At 50.1% G+C, this 22,564-nt stretch carries 15 protein-coding genes; 5 read left to right on the top strand and 10 right to left on the bottom strand.

The window, feature by feature from the left end; genetic code table 11:
• Window positions 1–84: 84 nt before the first annotated feature.
• Window positions 85–705 (bottom strand): 30S ribosomal protein S4, encoded by a 621-nt coding sequence (rpsD, locus tag NG665_RS04210; RefSeq protein WP_252674031.1) that lies wholly within the window; start codon window positions 703–705, stop codon window positions 85–87.
• 110 nt (window positions 706–815) lie between these two features.
• Window positions 816–2,144, bottom strand: coding sequence for a replication-associated recombination protein A (locus NG665_RS04205; protein WP_252674030.1), 1,329 nt, complete (start codon window positions 2,142–2,144; stop codon window positions 816–818).
• A 122-nt stretch (window positions 2,145–2,266) separates the two neighbouring features.
• Between NG665_RS04205 and NG665_RS04200 the strand changes: the two genes are divergently transcribed.
• Window positions 2,267–4,696: an MMPL family transporter gene (locus NG665_RS04200; RefSeq protein WP_252674029.1), complete on the top strand. Its 2,430-nt coding sequence runs from the start codon at window positions 2,267–2,269 to the stop codon at window positions 4,694–4,696.
• Here the strand turns inward: NG665_RS04200 and NG665_RS04195 are convergent.
• The 3 genes from NG665_RS04195 to aspS all read right to left on the bottom strand — a co-directional run bounded on the left by NG665_RS04195 (window position 4,690) and on the right by aspS (window position 8,860).
• Window positions 4,690–5,445 carry a GNAT family N-acetyltransferase gene (locus NG665_RS04195; RefSeq protein WP_252674028.1) on the bottom strand — a complete coding sequence of 252 codons (756 nt, stop codon included), beginning with the start codon at window positions 5,443–5,445 and terminating at the stop codon, window positions 4,690–4,692. The genes NG665_RS04200 and NG665_RS04195 overlap by 7 nt on opposite strands.
• Before the next feature lie 72 nt (window positions 5,446–5,517).
• A complete protein-coding gene (locus tag NG665_RS04190) occupies window positions 5,518–6,942 on the bottom strand; it encodes a L,D-transpeptidase family protein (RefSeq protein WP_252674027.1) in 1,425 nt (474 codons plus the stop codon).
• A gap of 94 nt (window positions 6,943–7,036) precedes the next feature.
• Window positions 7,037–8,860, bottom strand: a complete 1,824-nt coding sequence (gene aspS, locus NG665_RS04185) for an aspartate--tRNA ligase (RefSeq protein WP_252674026.1) — start codon at window positions 8,858–8,860, stop codon at window positions 7,037–7,039.
• A 229-nt stretch (window positions 8,861–9,089) separates the two neighbouring features.
• On the opposite strand from aspS, the gene NG665_RS04180 reads away from it, so the two are divergent.
• Window positions 9,090–10,466, top strand: a complete 1,377-nt coding sequence (locus tag NG665_RS04180; RefSeq protein WP_252674025.1) for an MFS transporter — start codon at window positions 9,090–9,092, stop codon at window positions 10,464–10,466.
• 148 nt (window positions 10,467–10,614) lie between these two features.
• Entirely contained in the window at window positions 10,615–12,510 is a 1,896-nt protein-coding gene (locus NG665_RS04175) for a DEAD/DEAH box helicase (RefSeq protein WP_353888247.1), read from the top strand.
• Between the two features lie 179 nt (window positions 12,511–12,689).
• Here NG665_RS04175 and NG665_RS04170 read toward each other — a convergent pair whose 3' ends face one another.
• The 4 genes from NG665_RS04170 to NG665_RS04155 form a co-directional block, all read right to left on the bottom strand.
• Window positions 12,690–14,297, bottom strand: coding sequence for a GTPase (locus NG665_RS04170; RefSeq protein WP_252674024.1), 1,608 nt, complete (start codon window positions 14,295–14,297; stop codon window positions 12,690–12,692).
• Window positions 14,297–16,000, bottom strand: coding sequence for a dynamin family protein (locus NG665_RS04165; RefSeq protein ID WP_252674023.1), 1,704 nt, complete (start codon window positions 15,998–16,000; stop codon window positions 14,297–14,299). Before NG665_RS04165 ends, NG665_RS04170 begins: the two co-directional genes overlap by 1 nt.
• Before the next feature lie 5 nt (window positions 16,001–16,005).
• Window positions 16,006–17,331 carry a histidine--tRNA ligase gene (gene hisS / locus NG665_RS04160; RefSeq protein WP_252674022.1) on the bottom strand — a complete coding sequence of 442 codons (1,326 nt, stop codon included), beginning with the start codon at window positions 17,329–17,331 and terminating at the stop codon, window positions 16,006–16,008.
• 63 nt (window positions 17,332–17,394) lie between these two features.
• Window positions 17,395–18,120: an MBL fold metallo-hydrolase gene (locus NG665_RS04155; RefSeq protein WP_252674021.1), complete on the bottom strand. Its 726-nt coding sequence runs from the start codon at window positions 18,118–18,120 to the stop codon at window positions 17,395–17,397.
• A 102-nt stretch (window positions 18,121–18,222) separates the two neighbouring features.
• Here NG665_RS04155 and NG665_RS04150 point away from each other — a divergent pair, with 102 nt between their 5' ends.
• Complete coding sequence (locus NG665_RS04150; RefSeq protein WP_252674020.1) at window positions 18,223–19,551, top strand: DUF349 domain-containing protein; 1,329 nt, start codon at window positions 18,223–18,225, stop codon at window positions 19,549–19,551.
• A gap of 100 nt (window positions 19,552–19,651) precedes the next feature.
• Complete coding sequence (locus NG665_RS04145; protein WP_252674019.1) at window positions 19,652–20,209, top strand: hypothetical protein; 558 nt, start codon at window positions 19,652–19,654, stop codon at window positions 20,207–20,209.
• On the opposite strand, the gene NG665_RS04140 is transcribed toward NG665_RS04145, so the two are convergent.
• Complete coding sequence (locus NG665_RS04140) at window positions 20,184–22,502, bottom strand: RelA/SpoT family protein (protein ID WP_252674018.1); 2,319 nt, start codon at window positions 22,500–22,502, stop codon at window positions 20,184–20,186. The two genes, NG665_RS04145 and NG665_RS04140, sit on opposite strands and share 26 nt — an antisense overlap.
• Window positions 22,503–22,564 lie beyond the last annotated feature (62 nt).

Below are 22,564 nucleotides of genomic sequence, written 5' to 3'. Positions count from 1 at the left end.
CTCTGACAGACTTAGGCATGTGGTGGTGTGCACGATATAAAAGCGCGCCATGGTAAACCACGGCGCGCTCAATAAAGATGCTAATCAGCGAGAGTAGAATTCGACGACCATCTGGACATCGCAAGTGATTGGAACTTCAGCGCGCTTAGGACGACGAACGAGCTCAAAACGAAGCTTTTCTAGTTCAACCTTTAAGTACTCTGGCACTGCTGGAAGAACAGAAGCATGCTGACCTTGAGCTGCAGCCAAGAACTGTGCTGAAGCCTGCGAACGAGGCTTAACCTGAACAACTTGACCAGGCTTGACGCGGAACGAAGGACGATCAACAAGCTTGCCATCAACGAGGATGTGACGATGAACAACAACCTGGCGTGCTTGAGAGATTGTGCGGGCAAAACCAGCACGAAGAACGAGTGCATCAAGGCGCATCTCTAGAAGTTCAACAAGGTTCTCACCGGACATACCATCGATACGACGGGCTTCGTCCCAAACCTTACGCAACTGTGCTTCACGGATGCCGTACTGGGCGCGCAGACGCTGCTTTTCCTTTAGACGAATCGAGTAATCAGATTCCTTGACACGGCCACGACCATGCTCACCTGGACGGTAAGGGCGGCGTTGCATGTAACGCTCTGCCTTTGGTGTAAGAGCCAATCCGAGTGCACGTGATTGACGCACGAGTTTACGGGAGCGATTTGCTGCCATAATATTTTCTCCTGTCGATTATTAGCGCTTAGTTAAACTAAGCGGGGCCACCATGGTTGGCTAAGACCCCAGGGTTTTGTACAAAACACAACCTGACTAGGATAGCATGCTCACTTACCTAAAATCTTATTGATTCGCGCCAATCGCGACGTGATTTGCGACTCGTAACCATGCGTAGATGGCTCGTAGTAGCGTTTATCTCGCAACTCATCAGGGATGTATTGTTGGGCCACTACCCCAGCAGGCTCGTCATGGGGATAGATATAGTCGATATTCTTTCCTGAAGTCGCTGCAGATATGCGTGAAGCTCTCACGCTTTGATCACGTAAGTGAACCGGCACCGGACCAGTATTACCTGCACGAATATCTGCAATTGCCGCGTTGATGGCTAGATATGCGCGATTAGATTTAGGTGCAGTAGCAAGATGAACAACCGCTTCAGCCAGGATAATGCGCGCTTCAGGCATACCGACTAACGCAACCGATTGAGCTGCAGCAGTTGCAGTTTGTAGTGCTGATGGATCTGCTAACCCAATATCTTCGGCGGCGCTAATCATCAATCGACGTGCAATAAATCTCGGGTCTTCACCAGCTTCAAGCATTCGAGCCAGATAATGGATCGCAGCATCTACATCTGATCCGCGAATAGACTTAATAAAGGCTGAAATTACGTCATAATGCTGGTCTCCGTTGCGATCATAACGTACGGTATGCACGTCAGTTGCGCGATCGACGTCGTCGAGGGTCAGGTGGCGTTGACCGTTTGATGCCGTTGCTTCCAAAATAGTTAGCGCTCGGCGCGCGTCGGAACCAGCTAGTCGAATGATCTGTGCCATCGCGTCTTCAGTTAGCGACACGTGGCCACCAAAACCACGTTCGTCGCTCAGTGCTCGCTCTACAAGCACGCGAATATCCTCGCCAGACAACGGTTGGAGCGTCAATAATAACGATCGGGATAACAGCGGGGCAATAACCGAAAAACTGGGGTTTTCGGTAGTTGCGGCTACTAAAATTACCCAACCGTTTTCAACTGCAGGTAGTAACGCATCTTGCTGCGACTTAGAAAAGCGATGTACTTCGTCGATGAAGAGAACGGTTTGCACTCCTTGGACTAACAACGCATCTCGCGCATGATCGATATGAGTACGCACCTGCTGGACACCGGCAGAAACCGCGGAAACTTCAACAAAGCGCCACGAATCTTTTTTCGCAATAAGATAGGCTAACGTCGTCTTTCCGATACCAGGTGGACCCCACAAGATCACCGAATGTGATGCGCCAGCAGCATCGGAATCGATAAGACGGCGCAAGGGTTGACCCTCACCGAGCAAATGCTTTTGCCCAATAACTTCATCAAGATTGCGCGGACGCATCCGCACAGCGAGCGGTTGCGCCGACGTTACTTCGGGACGTGAGGGCGAGGTTTGAAAAAGATCCACAATTCTAGTTTACGTGAAGAAGCGGATTTGAGCCTCAAGAGTCCTCTTCCTACTACCTCATCTATATGACGCAATCCACATGTCCATAACCACTGTCCATCAATATGTGAGACAATGAGGGTATGTTTAACTGGTTAAGTCATCAGATTCCTGCTCGCCCGAAATCGTTCATCGTTTTTTGGATAATAGTTGGCGTCCTGGGCGCAAGCGGTGCACTGATCGGCTTCGGGCAAGGTAATCTATTCGAGCGAATGTCCTCCTCCGAATCGATGGTGCCTGGTTCACAGTCCGATAAAGTGCTCCATGCCACCGGACCAGATGCGCGCGGGGAAAATGTCATCGTGCTGGTAGAAAACACTCAAGCTACAGAAATAGCTGATGATCTAGCCCGATTCCGTACCGAAATTGCTGATATTGCGCACATCGACAGTGTCAATGATCCGATCACCGTTGATCAAACTTTCCAGGAAAACATCGCTAAGAGCATCGACATGGCCTTAGCCAAAGCCGTCGCAGAAAACCAAGAACTGATCGACCATGCGGTTAGCCAAGCTTTAGAATCATCTGCCCCACTCCTAGCACAAGCTCGTGCAGTTGGTGGCCCAGATGCAGAAGTGGCAGCTCGCAACGAAATCACGTCGAAAGCAACCGAGCAAGCTACGAAAGCCATCGCAGACGAAGCACGAAAATCTGCAGCACAACACGTCCAGACACTAGCAAACCCTGTTGATGCCTTTCGGCATGATAACGCCTTCCTCATCGTGATCACTCTCGATAAAGGCCACTATCCGGATACTATTGCCGAGGTAAAACAAGCAACTGATACATTCGGGAACGACTTACGCAATCATGACGAATCTATCACCGTTTCTGCGCTTTCAGGAACACTCGCGAAAGATACGATTCTTGATCAAACTGAAAAAGACCTCGTTATTGGCGAAGTGGTTGGTTTGCCAATTGCACTCATTTTGCTTGTGGTTGTTTTCGGTGGCGCGATCGCAGCTGGATTGCCCTTAGGATCAGCTCTCGTTTCGATCGCAATAGGTCTGGGTGCGGTGTGGTCACTGACATTTGTGACCAACGTCGATAACTTCATTTTGAATATCGTGACCTTAATTGGTCTAGCCCTCTCCATCGATTATGGTTTACTCGTCGTGTCTCGATACCGCGAGGAAATCAGCCATCGCACTTCAGATCCCGATGATCCACACCTAAGCGAACATATTGCTCACGCCGTTGAAAAGACTATCATGACCTCTGGTCGCACTGTCGCCTTTTCAGCGCTAACTATTGCGCTGGCGATAGCCGGATTATTGTTCATGAATGCGCCAATGCTACGCATGATCGCTATCGGAGGCGTTATCGTAACTCTGTTAGCAGTCGCATCCGCGATTACCCTTGTACCGGCTCTCATCGTGATCGCGGGGCGCAAGCTGGTAGCTCCATCGATTCTTTCTCGGTCACGTTTTATTCGTGCGTTGTTTATCCGATTTGGCGATTCTGCATCCGACCACGGCGTTTTTTCTCGCTTGGCACATTGGGTGCGCCGGCGTCCGTGGCAGATTCTGATCTCGACCTCGGCTCTACTCATTCTCATCGCCTCACCGATCTTCACCCTCAATTTGCGCTCGAATTTCATCGATTATCTACCCAATGATTCCGATGAAAAGCACGTCTTTATGACCCTTGAAGATGACTTCCCCGAGTTTTCCACTCCCGAAATCACAGTTTTAGCTCAAACGTCACTCGAAGGCGTCACCAGCTTCATCGAACAGGCACAAGCCCTTCCACACGTTATCCGCGCCCACGAACCAGTAGCCACCGCCGATGGTGTCATTATTGGCTTCGACGTCGATACAACAGATCCTGTTGGCCCAAATGTGACCTCAGCTGTTTCTGATATGCGCGATCTCGAAACTGACTTCGATGTCTTCGTTGGCGGTGCAGCAGCACTACAAGTGGACTTCACCTCCTCAATCGCATTTGATGCCCCGATCGCACTTGGTGTCGTCATACTCGCTGTTGTCATTTTGCTCTTCTTTATGACTGGTTCGCTCATAGCTCCACTAACAGCCCTTGTCATCAACAGTTTGTCGCTCCTTGCTGGACTGGGCGGTGCGGAGTTCTTATTCAGTCATGGCTTGCTAGGATTGCCGCGCACTAATGGGCTTGAGACTTTTGTTGTAGCCTCCGCAGTAGCATTCGGCTTTGGCCTGGCTATGGACTATGAGGTCTTCTTACTTGCCCGGATCAAAGAATACTGGGATGCTGGAGAATCTAATGACATGGCGGTCGAGCATGGTTTGCAGCGCTCTGGGCGAATCATCACCTCAGCAGCCGCAATTATTATTGCCGTATTTATTGGTTTCGTCTTTGGACAATTAGTTGCTATTAAGCAAATCGGCGTGGTACTGGCGATCATAGTTGCCGTCGATGCCACGCTGGTGCGAATGCTTCTTGTTCCTGCAATGATGACGATTTTAGGGAAATGGAACTGGTGGGCTCCCCGGCCTCTTGCCGCGCTACATCGCCGGTTTGGAATTAATCACTGAGAATTAAGTTCGATAAATGGCTCACGCCGGGCGTGAGTCAATGCAGCAGCGTGATGAACACCGATCTTTTCGTACAACGTGCGGGCAACGTGATTCCACCCCCACATGGAAAAATACACAACCTGGTAGTGCCGTAAAAGTTGGTTGATAGCGCCGACCATTAACGCCTGTGCGTAACCGCGGCCGCGATATTTAGGACTCGTTCCCAGCCCATGTAGATGTGCTCGACTATCTTTTATCTCTACGCCCAAAACTGCAGCAATTTCGTCGCCTTCCCAGATAACAAACCACGAAAGTTTTTCGAAATATGACAGCGAATCACTGATTGGGTTCGCTAGCTGAAGAACTGCTCGGATGTCGTTGGCGTACTGGTTGTATTGGACAGAATCAGCTGATACGAAATCTACCCTGTTGGTATGATCAACTTCGTCAAGCGCACTTTTCGCGTAGTAAAAGTCCCAATCCCAACCAAATGATGGTCCGAAATATTCGCAAAGCTGTGCGTTGAGTAGAGGTTTAACTGCGCGCGGTAGTAGGACAATATCGGGTCGCTGATGGTGGAGTTTTAAGCGGTGAAGTTCGCCGATCACCTTATCTGGCTCCCCCAGAATATCTAAGGTTAATAGCTCGTCTTGATACCCAAATTTAAGCCATAAATCTTGGTCGTAGACTTGTGCTATCGGAGTGATTCCATGCCAGTGTGGCTCTATCTCTAGTTGCCAAAGTAAGGCAAAATCGTTATCGATCACCTCTCGCCTCTCCGAAATGATGTGAGATCAGCGCTAAATTATCCTACGAGCTACTAGGCGAACTTCGCGCCCTTAGTAGTGGGAGACGACAACCGTTCCTTTGGGTGCCCAATCATATAGAGACTTCGCATCCGAAACAGAGACGTTGACGCATCCATGGGATCCATACTCACCTGCATCGTATCCAAAGGAACTGCGCCACGGAGCGCCATGGATGGCAAAATCGCCCTGGAAATACATGATCCATGGGACTCCCGGAGTTTCGTAGCGAGTTCCATCAACATTGGTACCGCGCATAGTTTGGCTCGGAGTCTTGTGCCAGATCTTATAGGTTCCAGTAATCGTTGGAGTTTCATCGGCACCAGCGACGAGTGGAATCGGGCCTCGAACCGCAGTAGCACCTTCATATCCCATGACGGTGAAATTCGAGAGGTTGACGTCGATCCATTTCTCACCTTCTCCAGCGAGATAAACAAGATTTTCAGCTCCGGATGCAACGATGCGATCGTCCCACTTTTCTTCCCCGGTTTGAACTTCAACTGCTTGGGAAGTGGGCTTGCCATCAAGAATATTTGTGGAGATAGCAGAAACAATCTGCTCGACATTTGCAACAGTTTGCGCCGCAACTGCCTTCGTTCCAACCCGAATAACCTCTCCTCGATTATTCATGTAACGTACACCGACTATTTCATCGCTGAGCAGATTCTTCGAACTCTCAGTAACCCACTGGGTCACCAGATCTTGGTTGATACTCAGAGTATCGTCGGTCAACGAAATCCACGAGGTTTTAGTTGGTGAATCTGCGGTGATCGTCTCATCGCCTACGATCATACTCACGTCAGTATCGCGAAGTTGGTTGGCTTGCGCAGCGAGCTTCTTGATCTGTTCACTGGGCGCTTGAGCGGGTAACGCAACAGTTTTTACCGAAACGGGAAGAGATTTTTGCGATGCAGCTAATTCATTGGCGATGCGCTTAACTTCCGAAACTGGAACGCCTTGCCCATCACTACCTGGTACCACAACGAAATTACCATCTTGTTGTTCGATGCGTGCCGGTGTTGGTAACGCTGCTGATTTTTGGCCTTCGGTAAGCGAACGTGCAAAATCTTGAAGTTTATCCTCGTCAGGGAAGGTCACGATCGGATCGACCTTCGAATCTGAGAATAGTGCAGTGAAATAATCTAACGGAACAGAACGATGAGAAGATAGAACACGTTTCACTGTCGCATCTATATCTAGGTGCGCCCCCATGTCCGATAGGTTTGCATCGGTATCGTTGATGCCTTGACCGCTAATCATCGCGTGCGCGGTATCAACATTGGAGGTAAGTTCAGTGACAATTTCTGCCTTCGTCATCCCGCCAACATCGAGCTGGCCGATATGTGCGTTCGGAAGGGCTCTACCACTAACTGCGAAGTATGCTAGATAGGTTAAAAATGCGATAACAATAACGCCAATAAGTCCCAAGGGCGCAAAGATTGCCAACTTCTTCTTCATCACCATATCCTCAAAAATTATTTCTCGAATTCTTGGGTGTGGCGTTAACTACCCACGCTAGGGACGTTAACGCCACACCGTTGATATGTGAAGCTTATTTTACTTCATTTTCAGTTTTGATGACGCTAGGTGCCAATTCCTCAGATTCTTTCTTCTTCGGTTTGGCATCGACGCCGGCTTCTTTGCGTTGTTGTGCAGTGATCGCAGCCGGTGCATCGGTCATTGGATCCCAACCGTTGCCGATCTTCGGGAAGGCGATGACGTCACGAATCGAAGGTGATTTCGTCAGTAACGCCACGATTCGATCCCAGCCAAACGCAATTCCGCCATGTGGTGGGGCACCGTACTTAAACGCATCGAGTAAGAATCCGAACTTTTCCTGAGCTTGTTGCGCATTGAGGCCCATGATGTTAAAGACCCGCTCTTGAACATCACGACGATGGATACGGATTGAACCGCCACCGATCTCATTACCGTTACAGACGATGTCATAAGCATAGGCCAAAGCGTTGCCAGGATCTTGGTCGAAGTTATCGAGCCATTCTGGCTTTGGAGAGGTAAATGCATGGTGAACTGCAGTCCATGCGCCATCTGCGACTGCAACATCACCTTCGGCTTGGGCTGCCTTCGTGCTCTTAAAGAGTGGAGCATCAACAACCCAGACAAACGCCCAATCATCTTCATTGATCAAACCGCACCGCTTACCGATTTCTAACCGGGCAGCACCGAGCAATTCACGCGAGGCGGTGGGTTCTCCGGCAGCGAAGAAAATACAATCGCCCGCAACTGCTCCAGTCGCCTGAAGCAAACCAGCGCGTTCATCATCAGAAATATTCTTTGCAACCGGACCGCCAATGGTGCCATCTTCTGCAATTGTGACGTATGCAAGACCTTTAGCGCCGCGCGCCTTTGCCCATTCTTGCCATTTATCGAAGGTACGACGCGGCTGGGAAGCTCCGCCAGGCATTACCACCGCACCGACGTAATCATTTTGGAAAACTCTAAATGGTGTATTAGCAAAATATTCGGTGAGGTCGATCAGCTTTTGTCCAAAACGCAAGTCTGGCTTGTCTGAACCATAATTTTCCATCGCTTCGCGATAGGTGATGTGCGGAATTGGCGTATGGAGATCGTAGCCAATTAAAGCCCAAATTTCACGAAGGACGTCTTCGGCGACTGCCATAACGTCTTCTTGTTCAACAAAGCTCATTTCGACGTCGAGCTGAGTGAACTCTGGTTGCCGATCGGCACGGAAATCTTCGTCGCGATAACACCGGGCAATTTGGTAGTAGCGCTCCATACCAGCGACCATCAACAACTGTTTAAACAGCTGTGGAGACTGCGGTAACGCATACCATGAGCCAGGCGATAGGCGGGCTGGAACAATAAAGTCACGTGCCCCTTCTGGAGTGGAACGAATCAATGTTGGTGTTTCAATTTCAACAAAATCGTGGTTGTCTAAAACCCGACGCGCTGCCTGCGAAACCTTAGCCCGTAAGCGAATAGCATGTTGCTCGTGGGAGCGCCGTAAGTCGAGATAGCGATACTTTAGTCGTGTTTCTTCGTTAACCGAGCCGGCATCTTCAGCAGCATTAGATACTTGGAATGGCAGTGGCGCAGAAGGATTCAATACTTCAACATCTGTCGCTTCTACTTCAATATCTCCGGTTGGAATTGCGGCATTGGCATTGCCTTCCGGACGTTGCAAAACTGTTCCGGTAACCTTGATAACGTATTCAGAGCGAAGCTCATGGGCAACCTCAGCCCGGATCGTTACCTGTGCGATCCCGGAGGCATCTCGCAAATCAATAAAGGCAATACCACCATGATCACGACGGCGGTCAACCCAGCCAGTTAGGGTCACCGTCGTACCAATATCTTCTTTGCGCAGGGAACCTGCCATACGAGTGCGTAACACGCAATCCTCATTTCTCTTTGATTTTAGACATTCATCCGCGAGACGAGCGGACTACAGTACACCACGAGACGGGCGGTGCACACAATCTCTATTCTACGCCCGCATCGATAGCGAAACTGATCATCAAAACGGGTAATATCTCACCATTTGCCTATGTAAAGCGCTATTTTACAAGGCTGTGATAGTAGACATAACTACATCCTCAGCTCAGGTGTGCGAAGATATCTCTATGACGAGTGGACTCAAACCTAATAATATCGGACCAGTATCGCGAAGTTTAGAACGCTGGATTCTTATCTTAGCTGTCGTATTTATTTCGTTAGCAGCCTTTCAAACTATGGCTGCCACCACTGCTATGCCCTATATCGTCGAAATTTTAGGCGGTAAGCGCCTCTATGCCCTAGCAGCCGGTGTGGTTTTTGCAACGCAGTTAATGACCACGGCACTGTCTGGCCCATGGGTTGATGCCCGCGGGCCAAAGCCTTCCTTCTTCACCGGTGCTGCGCTTGCCATGTTAGGTCTGACAATTGCCGCGTTAGCACCGAATATCGAATTTATTGTTATTGGGCGTGCACTCCAAGGGTTCGGCTCCGGACTGTTAGTCGTCCCCCTCTATGTTCTGGTCGGTAACTTCATTTCCAAAGAACGCCAGCCGCGTTACTTCGCTGCTTTTGCTACCGCATGGGTTATACCTTCGTTGATTGGGCCATTCTTAGCTGGTTTGCTAGTTGAGTATGCGTCATGGCGCTGGGTTTTTGGATTTACGCCCATCGTTTTTATTTTAATCGTCCCCCTAGCCTGGACTCAGTTTAAAGAACTTCCGGCTCACCAAAACCTCCAACCCTTGCGCGCATTAAACGTATTTTATTTAGCGTGTGGTGCCAGTATCGGCATTGGAGCCTTGCTTGTTGCCTCATCGAATAAAGGCCAGCCAGATCTGAAAACCATCACACTGATGGGTATTGGAATGATCCTCGTATGTGTATTTGCACCGCTGTTGCTGCCCGAAGGAACGTTCAAGGCTCGCCGCGGTATGCCATCAACAGTTCTCCTGCGCGGTATTGCCAATGGCTCATTAATGGCAGTTGAGATATACCTGCCGCTGATCTTAAAAGAAATCCACGGCTGGTCAGCTACCCGAGCTGGATTCGTTTTGACGATGTCTGCTATTTCGTGGGCCCTTGCTTCACAACTACAAGGAAGAATCGTCGAAGAACGCAAGCGGCGCCATATTCCCTATGTTGGCCTAGGGTTACAACTAGTTGGAACATTGATCGTTTTCCCTTCTATCCACCCATCGGTATCTGGGATTATTGTCCTATTTGGTTGGTTTATCGCCGGATTTGGCCTGGGTTATCTCTACCCCGCCTTGACAGTGCACGCATTGTCGTTAACCCCGTTACAACGACACGGCGAAGTCTCTGCTGCACTACAAATAGCCGATACACTCGGTGCCGCATTTTTGATTGGTATCGCAGGGATTTCTTATGCAATCTCAACGAATTTAGGACATCTTGCATTCGCCATGCCCATCGCCTTGATTCTTCTCATTTTGCTCGGCGCGATGTCCCTAACTAACCGGCTCCATCCACGCAACGTGCAATAAAACACGGTAATCAACGTCACCGTTGCTTAGCGTCTTTTCTGCTCCAAATAGCACTAAAGTTAAATATGCGCGATTCTTGCGCCAGGCCCGCTAGTGTATGCATGGGGATTTTCCGCGGGCTTTACCGATCTACGTTTGGAATTTCTACATGGCTAATGCCACTACATTTACCGATCTGAATCTACCTTCAGATATTTTACAAGCAGTGACCGACCTTGGTTTCACCACACCGACCGCGATCCAGGAACAAGCGATTCCGCTTCTTCTTGCCGGTCAAGATGTCCTTGGGGTTGCCCAAACAGGCACCGGAAAAACTGCTGCATTTGCGCTGCCGATGCTTGCACATGTTGATGCAGATGACCGCCACGTGCAGGCCCTCGTCCTTGCACCTACCCGCGAACTCGCGCTTCAAGGTGCAGAAGCAATCGAAACGTTTGCTGCCCAAACTGGTGGTCTCGACGTCGTCGCCGTCTATGGCGGTTCTGCCTACGGCCCACAACTAGGTGCGCTTCGTGATGGAGCGCAAGTTGTTGTAGGAACCCCCGGACGCGTCATGGATATGATAGAGCGTGGCGCATTGGATTTGTCTGCAATTCGTTACTTCGTTCTTGACGAAGCTGACGAAATGCTGCGCATGGGTTTTGCCGAAGACGTCGAAAAGATTGCTTCTGGATTACCAGACGAACGAATCTCCGCGCTTTTCTCCGCAACGATGCCTAAGCAGATCCGTCGCGTAGCTGAAACTCATTTACACAACCCTGCCGAAGTACAAGTTTCCTCGCCAAGTTCTACAGTTTCCACAATCACTCAAACTTATGCCGTTGTTCCAACGCGACACAAGATTGGCGCTTTGGCACGCGTACTTGCTACCACTGAAGCTGATGCTGCGCTTGTTTTTGTGCGCACCCGTGCAACAGCTGAAGATTTAGCTATTGAACTAACCACGCGCGGAGTCCAAGCCGCGGCCCTGTCTGGAGACGTAGCACAAAAAGAACGTGAGAAGTTGGTTGATAGGTTACGTCACGGTTCAATCGATGTGCTCGTTGCAACTGACGTAGCTGCTCGAGGGCTCGACGTCGAACGTATTGGCTTAGTTGTCAACTTCGATATTCCACGTGAAGTCGAAACCTATGTTCACCGTATTGGACGAACCGGTCGTGCAGGCCGCGAAGGAACTGCGCTGGCGTTTGTCACACCCAAGGAAAAGCAGCGTCTCCGTCGTATTGAAAATGTCACGCATGTTCAGATGAAGCAAGTAGAATTACCTACCCCAGCTGAAGTATCTGCCTTGCGTGCACGCAAACTCCTCGCATCTGCTGTAGAACGCCATGCTATTGGGCGGTTGCATGTCTATGAAGAGGTTATTTCCGAATTTATTCAAGCTCAACAAGACGCCCAAAGCGATGGCATGGCACTCTTGAGCTTATCCGATCTCGTGGCATCACTGCTTGCTATTGGCGTACGCGATCCCGGGCCACAGTCAAGTGATGAACCCGATCGCCTAACCGTCAACTTTGCTGCTGAAGATGATCGACGCGCACGCCGTGACGATCGTGGCGGTCGCGAAGATCGCGGTGGGCGTCGTTCGGGTGCTCGACGTTCCGATCGTGGTGGCTTTGACGAGCCCGGAACCACCTACCGCGTAGAAGTTGGCCGTCGCGATGGAGTTGCACCTGGCGCAATTGTGGGGGCAATGACTAATGAAGGTGGCCTTCGAGGTTCACAGTTGGGCAAGATTGACATCTTCCCATCCTTCTCTCTCGTCCACGTTGATACCGAACTTGATAAGGCAACATTACGCCGAATTGGGCAAGCGCGTGTTTCGGGACGCGCGCTGGACATCACCAAAGATTCCGGACCTCGTGGCGCCCACCGCTCCTTCGACGATAACAGCGACGAATCTGGCTTGCGTAAGTACCGCGCCGACCGAAAGTTTGGTGACGATCGCCGTCACGCGCAGTCCGATCGTAAAGGATCGTTTAAACGCCAACATCGCAAAGGTAGCTGGAAGTCCGATCGTCGATCATTTGACGATACGTACTAAAATTCTCTGAGTCTGCCAGATAGATTGATAGCAGGATACGGCTTCATATCCTGCTATCTTCTTTTTTGCGTAATCAGTTCGGCGTTAGACTTACTGCCTTCTGGCTGTATTAGGTGTTTGCTGCAACGCCTAGCTTTCTAGCTGAAACGCCAAGCTTCCTAACCGAAAAGCCAAGCTTCCTAGCTGCGCACGTTTTCCAGCAGAGCCAGCTCATCGAGGAGCTGTTGGTGGCGCGCGACGGCACTATCGATTGGCTCGATCAGCTCCTGATGCATTTCGGAACTAAATTCTTTCACAAGTCGGCGTTTGATGCGGTTCTCGGTTCGGCGAACTCCACGGCGGACGAAAATCCCTGATAGCAACGAGACCAGCCAGCCTGCCCCGATACCTCCAACTACCAGCACCAGCGGGAGCGGAAAAATACCAACCATTGGTGGCTGGCTGACCCATATCCCAATATTGAAAGCAAAGGCGCGCAAGGCTAGCCACCCTCCACCAACGATAACTGTGGCGAACAATAACCACTGCACACCGTTAACTACCCGCCACCATAACGGATGACGTCGAGCAACAGCATCGGTGTGTGTTCCAATATAATCGGCCCTGCGAATAAGATTTGTGACTGTGTCATCTTTTTGGGCTAACAAATCATGGACCCAACGTTGTGGCATGTGCGCAGTGCGACTCTCGATATATCGATGATATTCGTTCGCTGTTTGGCCCAGTGCTATATCGGAGCGCGCAATCCCCGTCACTGGAACAATTTCTTCACTAGCTTCGGGTTTCGTGAGCCTAAACCGCTCCAACGGATCGACTTTGAGCTTCGAGATCCAGCGCGTCAACGGCCAACGAGTAGCTTTCCTAGCTCGAAAACCATACGACTGGCCAGCCAATCGGGCAAGAACATATGCCCCACCCGCATGCAGCGCGCTATCGATGAGACGTTCCTCGGTTATTGAATCAGTGTCATGAGGCTGGAAGGTTTGTTGAGAAAACTCATCGCTAATGCGCTGCGCAATAGTGCGGATATCTGAAGCGAGTTTTTCATATGCTGCTTTCTTACTCTCGGCAAACCCGGCGAGGTAAGTACGTAGCTGGCCGATCCCACTTCCCGTCGTGGCAGAAGTCAAAAGGATCGGAGAATCGATATGGTTGGTATCCAATATCTGGCGCAACGAAGCACGAACGTGGCGTTGATCTTCTTCGTTCAACCGATCACTGTGATTAACCACTGCTAACATCCCACCCGATTGTTCACGTAACTTCGCTAAATACTCATCATGGACTGAACTATCGGCATACTTTTGCGGATCAACAACCCACACAATCACATCAGCTTTTTCAATAATCGTGGCCGCTTGGACTCGGTTTTCTACCGCAGTAGAGTCAATGTCTGGAAGATCAACCACAACAAACGGAGCATCGGTGCCAAACAGATGCTTTAGTTCGCTACGTTCATAACGCTTTTCGATCCCCAACCAGGTAGTAACATCTGTTTGTACATTCAACGGATAGGAGGAGACCGCGGTGGGCTGAGCGGTGGTAGGCCGGGTGGCGGCTACGGCAACTAACTCTTGTCCAATCAGTGCATTGACAAGAGATGATTTTCCGGCACCAGTAGGTCCAGCGATGGCAATCACCGTAGTATCCGGTGAATAATCTTGGCGCTGCTGGACTCGATTCAGTGTACGTTGGACGTCACTGAGGAGCTCAGGAGAAAGATAATTCCCCGCAACGTCAACTACTGAGCTTAGTAACTCAATGCCGTCTTGTACCGAAGTGTTCATCACAGCCCATCCGATCCATCTACTCGCCGTAAATCAGCATGTAGCTCAAGGAGTTTTTGTGCCTGCATTTGATCAAGTGCCATGGAATCTAAAACCTCACGGTAGGCTTGGAGATCACGTTCAATGAAATCTTGCGCACGCTCTTGCAACGATAGTGTGGCGTTTTTGGTCATCCGGCGCACTGCGTCGTCGCCAAAAACTGCTTCTAAGACTCGTTGTGCAACGATGGCTGTTCCACCAGCAACCGCTATTTCACCACCTGCGAGTCCAGCTGTTGCAGAAAACACCATAATCATCAACGCCAAGCCAACAGCATTGACGCCAAGTGCTAAGAATCGAGCAGTGGCCTTTTTACTTTGACCTTCGTTAGCTACCAGCGCATATAGCTCTTCTTGCCATTGGCGTATAAGCATACCGGCGTCTTGACGTCGTTCCTCAGCAGAGCGCACCTGCGGGAGACTCACAAGCGCGCTGCGTTGCCACGCGCTACGCACATTGACTACAGCGGCCTCAGCTTGGGAAACTAACAACGCCGCAATGCCTTCATCAAGCGCTTCGATGACCTGCGACTCGTTGGCACTGCGCCCGGTTAGCCATCGTGAGACTTTATCGCGAAGATGAGAAACCCCATCTTCAAGTGAACGACTCCACGCACCGGTGCCGATAATATCTTGCCAGCGGGCCAACACCTCACCGCGCAGTAAGGTACCGTCGTGGAGAGCTTGCCGAACTGCTTCATGTCCGAGATCGCGAGCATGGTCAATATCCCACTGCAAGGATTGTAGTGCAGCTATCTGTTCTTCATAGGCGCTGTGAATCTGGGTTAGTGACCAACCCAATTGAGACACAGCACCAGCGAGAGTTTGGCGTACTACCGCTGATTTAGCGGCAGCATCGCGCGATAGACTCACCAGCCAGTCACGCAACGATGACACGTCTTGAACACGCATAAAACCAAGGTCATCGAAGTCTTGCTCCGAGATAACAAACAGTGGCGCACTGGCCAATCCACGTTCGGTTAGCCGGCGGGCCAAGTCAGGGCGAATCTCTGCTCCTTGCCCTGGCGGAACGCGATTAAGCACAACCGCTACGACGATATTGCGTTTGGCAGCTTCGTCTAACAACGCCCACGGAACAGCATCGGCATACCGCGCCGCCGTTGTTACAAATACCCACAAATCAGCCGCTGACAAAAGTTGGGCAGCTAATTCGCGGTTTTCTTGCGCAAAAGAGTCAATGTCTGGTGAGTCAAGCACCGCCATCCCCACCGGCAACGCTTCAGTGGGATGCAAAGAAAGATGAGAATGTGGCTCTTGGTTTTCACCGCTCCCACTGACTCGAATAAGTCCGGGCAAGATACGCTGATCAGAAAACCACGATTCATCTGCTGGATGGAACATGAGCATCGGCTGGCGAGTAGTTGGCCGAACCGCAGATGTAGATGCTACATGCTCACGCACCAAAGCATTAATCAACGTCGATTTACCCGATCCAGTTGAACCACCGATAACAGCTAACAGCGGCGCATCGAGGTTTCGATATCGCGGAAGAATATAATCATCGAGTTGGTGAACCACATCGTTAAGAGTGTCGGTTCCATAATCAGCATGACGAGTCGGTAATGGAAAATGGAGTTGTGCTAACTGGTGACGAATATTTTCCAAAACTTTCGTCATATCCGACGAATGCAGTTCACCTACCATCAATCCTACTCCCCTGCTGTTATCTGTGGATGCAGGTCAGCTAATGATGGCATCCAAGTATCGGGATCGACTGCGAACTGTTCGCCGGTGCGAATGTCTTTAACCTGCTCGCCGTCGTCAGTTGAGAACCAGACAAAAGGTATGCCGCGACGATCTGCGTACTTTATCTGTTTGCCAAATTTTGCCGACGTCGGGGAAACTTCGGTAGGGATTGCGCGCTTGCGCAGTGCGAACGCGGTTTTTTCAGCGTGGGCCCGCTCACTTTCGTCGTTGACTGCCACCAACACAGCCGTTGGGACTTTACGCGAAGCAGTAACAACTTTTTGCCCAATTATTCGGCCAAGAATCCGAGACACTCCGATAGAAAGACCGACTCCAGGGAAGGTTCGCTTTCCATCTGAAACCAGCGAGTCATAGCGGCCACCCGAGCACACCGAGCCCAGATCCGCATGCCCTTCGAGCACTGATTCGTACACTGATCCGGTGTAGTAATCCAATCCACGCGCAATCTTCAGATCTGCCACCACTGAACCGGGGATTAACGCATTAGCTCCTTCAACTAGATCGACCAACTCGTTTAGGCCTTCATCAAGTAAATCGGAATGCAAACCAAAAGCTTGAATCCTATCAGCAAATGATGCATCAGCAGTTTGGATCTGTGCCAGCTCAAGAGTCAATCGCGCCTGATCCGGGGTTGCGTGAACGTCGCGCGCTAACAGTTCGCTGACGACGTCGGGACCAACTTTATCGAGCTTATCAACGATACGTAAGGTTTGTTCGACGTCGGTTAGTCCGATTGCTTCATAGAAACCTTGAGCTACTTTACGGTTAGAGGCGTGGATCGTCACTCTAGGAATTGGGAGCCTAGACAAGGCATCAACCATGACTAACGGCAATTCGATTTCGTGGTGGAATGCGAGGCTATCTTGGCCCACGACGTCGACGTCTGCTTGGATAAATTCTCTAAATCGGCCATCTTGTGGCCGTTCGCCACGCCAGACTTTTTGAATCTGGTATCGCCTAAACGGAAAATCTAAGTGCCCAGAGTTTTCCAAAACATAACGTGCCAGTGGCACCGTCAAATCAAAGTGCAACCCGAGATCGTCTTTATCTTGCCCAGTGCTTGCTTGGAGACGACGGAGCAGATAAATTTCTTTCGAGGTCTCACCTTTGGCAAGCAAGCGCTCTACCGGTTCAACTGCACGAGTCTCGATAGATGAAAATGCGTGTAGTTCAAATGTTTCACGCAACGTATCTAAAACTTTTTGTTCAACAAGTCGCCCCGCAGGGAGCCATTCGGGAAATCCAGACAGAGGTACAATTTTAGCCATAGCTATTATTCTTCCATGTTTTGTTTTGCTACAGGATATTGGAGTTGGGTATGTAATGGTGTTTTAGCTCATGGCAGCTTGGATATAGGGTGAATGGCGTGTCTCATGGAACATCATGGTGTGTGGTCCATGCCCTGGGAAAATAAATGTTTCAGGTCGAATTGTTTGGACTAAAAGGCGCAATGTGGAAGCCATTTCATACTCATCACCACCTGGAAGATCGGTTCGACCGATACCTCCGTTGAAAATTACGTCTCCGCCGAGCATGAAGGTTTCGTTTCGTCCTGTTGGTAACATCACCGCATACGGAGCATGTGAAATCTGGCCTTCACAGATAAATACGGTCGAGCCTTCAGTATGGCCCGGAGCGGGCAAAGCCCGTAGCGCAACACCAGGAACTAATTCCACTGCGCTCGATAGCATCGCGCTCGGTAAAGGTTGGAGGTTTGCTGGTTTTGCCCACTCTCCCCCACCTAGGCGCTGTAGGGCTAAATCGCGCCCGGCATCTGGTGGCAGATGCGAAGCTGGATCATCCATTCGATACATATCTGGTTGTGGAATATATACCGGTTTATCGTGGGCAACTTTTGCACTATCCCACACGTGGTCTGGGTGGCCATGGGTAAGCAAAACTGCCCCGAGTTCAAGGTCTAATTCCGTTAGAATTTGCTTAATCCACGGTGCACTACCCGCACCCGGATCAACGATTAACCCTACGCGTGCCTCGTCATGAGCCAAGATATAAGTATTGGCTTGCAAGAATGTCTGATCGTATCGCAAAAATAACATATCTTAACCGTACCGGAACACAAGCAAAAACACCGCGATTAGGCGTAAACTAGAAATGCATATGACAACGAGAACGGTCAACCCCGTCTGAAGGAGGGTCCCATGACTGAGAATAATCCAACCCCCACCCCACGTGCGGTAGCACATCCGAAATCTGCTTCTGCTCCAATTCCGCCAGTTGATGATACCTTAGCCAAGCACGCGGCAAGCTTTGGTCGCGTAGATTCTGAGCGCAACGTCTGGCTCAAAGAAGCTGATGGCAGTGAACGAATCGTTGGCCAATACGCCGTCGACGGTTCAGAAAATGAAGCAATGGATCTCTACATCCGTCGCTTCCTTGATCTTCAGGCACAAGTTGCCCTCCTTGAAACGCGTATTTCACATATTTCTCCAGAAGAAGCACGCCAATCCTTAAAGGCACTACATGCCCAACTTGTTGAGCCTGCCGTGATTGGCGATGTGGCTTCACTAAAGGATCGGGCAGCGAAACTAGATGTCTTGGCCGAAGAGCGCAAGCAGCTTGTTGCAGCCGAGCGTGCCGCAGCTAAAGAAAAGGCATTGGCCGAGCGTACCGCAATTGTTGAAAAGGCTGAGGAACTTGCCGATCAAGATCCGGCACGAACCCATTGGAAGAATTCTCGGCAGGAGCTCTCTGAGCTTTTGGATGCGTGGAAGAATGCCCAACGAAATGGTGTTCGTATTGATCGTCCGGCTGAAGAAGCACTGTGGAAGCGGTTCTCGTCTGCTCGAACCAAATTCGATCGCCACCGTCGGCAGTATTTCTCCGAGCGCGATGCTGCAATTAAACAGACTATTGCCCGTAAAGAAGAGCTCATTGCTGAAGCTGAAGCGTTGTCAACCTCAACTGAATGGGGTCCAACTGCTAGCCGGTATCGTGAACTGATGGATGCGTGGAAGGCAGCTGGGCGTTCCATTAAGAAAGACGACGATCGACTCTGGGAGCGTTTCCGCGCTGCACAGCAGGCCTTCTTCGATGCGCGAACCGCTCATAATTCTGCGCTCGATGAAGAATTTGGCGCAAATCTGCAAGCTAAATTAGCTCTACTTGAAGAAGCAGAAAAGCTCCTTCCGATTTCTGATATCGACTATGCTAAAGAGCAGATTCGCGCTATTGGCGAGCGTTGGGATAGTATTGGTCGAGTTCCTCGTGGCGATGTTGCTCGTACTGAAGGGCGCTTGCGTGATATTGAAGCAGCGATCCGTGATGCTGAGTCTGAGCTGTGGCGTCAATCTGATCCCGAAAAGGAAGAGCGTACCAATGGTATGGCTGCTCAGCTTCAAGAACTTATCGCAGAGCTAGAGTCAGAGATCGCACAGGCTCAAGCTGAAGGCAATGAGAAGAAAGTCAAGGAACTTTCTGCGTCTCTCGAAGCACGCAAGGCATGGCTCGCAGCAGTTTTGGCGGAGTAAGCGCACAATAATTCCATAGAACCTGTAACAACGTTGGGGGTAATCCACAAGCTGTGGATTACCCCCAACGTGAGTTTTGGCTTTATGCTTTCCTAGTTCTATGTATCCACTTGTTATTCGTCCCCGCACATTAGCCGAACTCCACACCTGCCTTAGTCTCCAGCGCGAAGGAAACCTCATCGAGCTGGGCGGTTTGGGCTGGATCGCTTCAGATTTTGTGGCAAGCATCGAACAACGTGCCGGAATAATCGCTTCGTTGTGCGATCCCAACATTGCCATCACTCATGTTGGCGCATACTGGGTTTACACCGGAATCACAACAGTTGAACTTTCTCGCTCACTACATTTATGCAGCATATCTGGCAAGCACAGCAAAGGTTATCCGCGCATGAAGATCGGTATAGAAGATATCGCAAAAATAGGATCAACCTATATAACGACAATGGAACGAACAGTTATAGATATCTTGCGTAACGATCTTGCCACCGGTACTGAAGCCCTTTGCGCAATGCTGCGACTCGGGGCCTCCTTCGATCGAATTCTGCACCTGGCACAACAGTTAAAAAATCATCCCGGGATGCGCAAAGTACGCGAAGTGCTGTTCCAATTCCCAGACGAAGTTATTAAGACGATTAATTCGCATTCCGTTTCGGATTAGGCGTCTGCGAGGCACGCAAGAGTCGATTGTGGTCCTTCTTGTTGCCAGTGATGCGATAAGCATCGTAGACCCCTTCAATCTTACGCAACTCACGCAAGACGCGCTCAAGATGATGCGGATCTGCCATCTCGAATGTGAAACTGGATTTCGCCACTCGTTCTGAAGAAGTGTTAATCGTTCCCGAAATCATATTCACATCATGTTCTGACAATACTCGCGTCACATCCGCAAGCAACCCCCGCCGATCTAACGCTTCGATCTGAACTTGGACTAAATAGACGGCATCAGCTTGAGAATCCCAGGCAATGTCAATAAACCTATCTGGTTCGCGTCGCAAAGAATCCACATTCGGGCAATCGGCGCGGTGTACCGAAATACCACTGCCGCGAGTAACAAAACCGACGATCTCATCTGGCGGGACTGGCGTACAGCATTTTGCTAACTTCACTAAGACGTCAGTATCCTCAATTGAGGCGACGATAACCGCCGAGGATCCTTGTCCCTCAGAACGATGCTTAATACGTGTAGGAGTAACCGCTTCTGCGAGAGTTTCTTCTGCTCCTGCGTTCCCACCTTGGGAGATGATAAGACGGCGTACCACTGACTCAGCAGAGACAGCACCTTCACCAATCGCCGCGTATAAGTCTGTCACGTCGCTTCGGTTGAGGTCTTGCGCAACAGCCTTGAGCGTATCGTGGCTCATCAAGCGTTGGATGGGTTCGTTTCGACGTCGAATAGCCTTAGCAAGTTTTTCCTTGCCTATTTCAGCTGTTTCATCTTTGCGTGATCGCGAATACCACTGCTTGATCTTTGATCGCGCTCGAGCTGTAACAACGAAATCACTCCACCCCCGCGAGGGTGCAGCATCTTCAGACTTTGATGTAATAATTTCAACCGTATCGCCAGATTGTAACTCGTGATCAAGAGTTACCAACCGGTCATTAACCTTCGCACCTACAGTGCGATAGCCCACTTCAGTGTGCACAGCAAAAGCGAAGTCTACCGGAGTTGACCCGGCAGGAAGTTCTTTGACTTCACCTGCAGGGGTAAAAACATAGACCTTGTTACGCGACATCTCATAGCGCAACGAATCAAGAAATTCTGAAGGATCGGCGGTATCACGCTGCCAATCAACTAATTGTCGCAACCATTCAAGTTGTGTATCTTCCTTGCTCGTTTGTTCTTTCGAAGACGAGGCATTGGGATTTTCTTTGTAACGCCAGTGGGCTGCGACGCCGTATTCAGCTCGCCGATGCATATCGTGGGTGCGGATCTGAATTTCAACCGTGCGCCCACCTGGTCCCATGACGGTAGTGTGGATCGACTGGTAGAGATTGAATTTAGGTGAGGCGATGTAATCTTTGATTCGTCCTTGAATCGGGGTATAGGCGGAATTTGCAACGCCTAACGCGGTGTAACAATCTTGGACTTCGTCAACAAGTACTCGTACGCCAACTAGATCGTAGATGTCTTCAAAATCTCGACCACGCAAAATCATCTTCTGATAGATGGAATAATAATGCTTTGGTCTGCCGCTAATCGTGCATTTAACGTTAGCTTTGGCCAATTCTCGTTTGAGTGTATCTTTAACTTCTTCGATGAACCGTTCACGCTCCGGAGCTCGTTCTCGAACCATACGTTCAATCTCGGAATACACGGCCGGGTACAAAATGCGAAATGAGAGATCTTCAAGCTCCCATTTGATGGAATTCATACCTAAGCGATGTGCTAGAGGTGCGAAAATCTCTAAAGTTTCCCGGGCTTTGCGCTGTGCTGAGGATTGCGAAACGAATCTCCACGTCCGGGCATTGTGTAACCGATCGCCAAGCTTGATCAGCAAAACTCGAATATCTTTGGCCATGGCGATAATCATTTTGCGCACTGTTTCTGAAGCAGCGGCTTCGCCATATTTGACTTTGTCGAGTTTTGTTACTCCATCGACGAGGAGCGCAACAGTTGGACCGAACTCACGAGAGAGTTCTGCCAAGGTATAATCTGTATCTTCGACCGTATCGTGGAGCAAGGCCGCAACGATGGTATCTTCATCGAGTCCGAGCTCAACTAAGATAGTAGCTACAGCCACAGGGTGAGTGATATATGGTTCACCAGACTTGCGGTTTACTCCTCTATGGAGGCGCTCAGCAACCTCATAGGCGTGAATAATCCTGGAGATATCCATCGATTTAATGGATTCAACACTCATCATGGGTTCGAGGATGGTGGGAACATTGACCTTTTTCCCTAACCACGAAAAGCGCGACCGTACTCGTGGAGTATGCGAATGGGACGACATCTCGAACCTCCTAAACCATGTAATATCTTATTCTAGCGCATTACCCGTAATATCTTGCAATT

Source organism: Arcanobacterium pinnipediorum, assembly GCF_023973165.1.
In the GTDB taxonomy this organism is placed as follows: domain Bacteria; phylum Actinomycetota; class Actinomycetes; order Actinomycetales; family Actinomycetaceae; genus Arcanobacterium; species Arcanobacterium pinnipediorum.
This window is presented reverse-complemented; position numbering and strand designations above follow the sequence as displayed.

Bases quoted from the DNA above. Each gene is read 5' to 3' on its own strand.
- NG665_RS04180 (WP_252674025.1), top strand. From the start codon at position 9,090: ATGACGAGTGGACTCAAACCTAATAATATCGGACCAGTATCGCGAAGT.
- rpsD (WP_252674031.1), bottom strand. From the start codon at position 705: ATGGCAGCAAATCGCTCCCGTAAACTCGTGCGTCAATCACGTGCACTC.
- NG665_RS04145 (WP_252674019.1), top strand. From the start codon at position 19,652: ATGTATCCACTTGTTATTCGTCCCCGCACATTAGCCGAACTCCACACC.
- NG665_RS04150 (WP_252674020.1), top strand. From the start codon at position 18,223: ATGACTGAGAATAATCCAACCCCCACCCCACGTGCGGTAGCACATCCG.
- NG665_RS04155 (WP_252674021.1), bottom strand. From the start codon at position 18,120: ATGTTATTTTTGCGATACGATCAGACATTCTTGCAAGCCAATACTTAT.
- NG665_RS04165 (WP_252674023.1), bottom strand. From the start codon at position 16,000: ATGGTAGGTGAACTGCATTCGTCGGATATGACGAAAGTTTTGGAAAAT.
- NG665_RS04175 (WP_353888247.1), top strand. From the start codon at position 10,615: ATGGCTAATGCCACTACATTTACCGATCTGAATCTACCTTCAGATATT.
- NG665_RS04170 (WP_252674024.1), bottom strand. From the start codon at position 14,297: ATGAACACTTCGGTACAAGACGGCATTGAGTTACTAAGCTCAGTAGTT.
- NG665_RS04200 (WP_252674029.1), top strand. From the start codon at position 2,267: ATGTTTAACTGGTTAAGTCATCAGATTCCTGCTCGCCCGAAATCGTTC.
- NG665_RS04140 (WP_252674018.1), bottom strand. From the start codon at position 22,502: ATGTCGTCCCATTCGCATACTCCACGAGTACGGTCGCGCTTTTCGTGG.
- hisS (WP_252674022.1), bottom strand. From the start codon at position 17,331: ATGGCTAAAATTGTACCTCTGTCTGGATTTCCCGAATGGCTCCCTGCG.
- NG665_RS04190 (WP_252674027.1), bottom strand. From the start codon at position 6,942: ATGAAGAAGAAGTTGGCAATCTTTGCGCCCTTGGGACTTATTGGCGTT.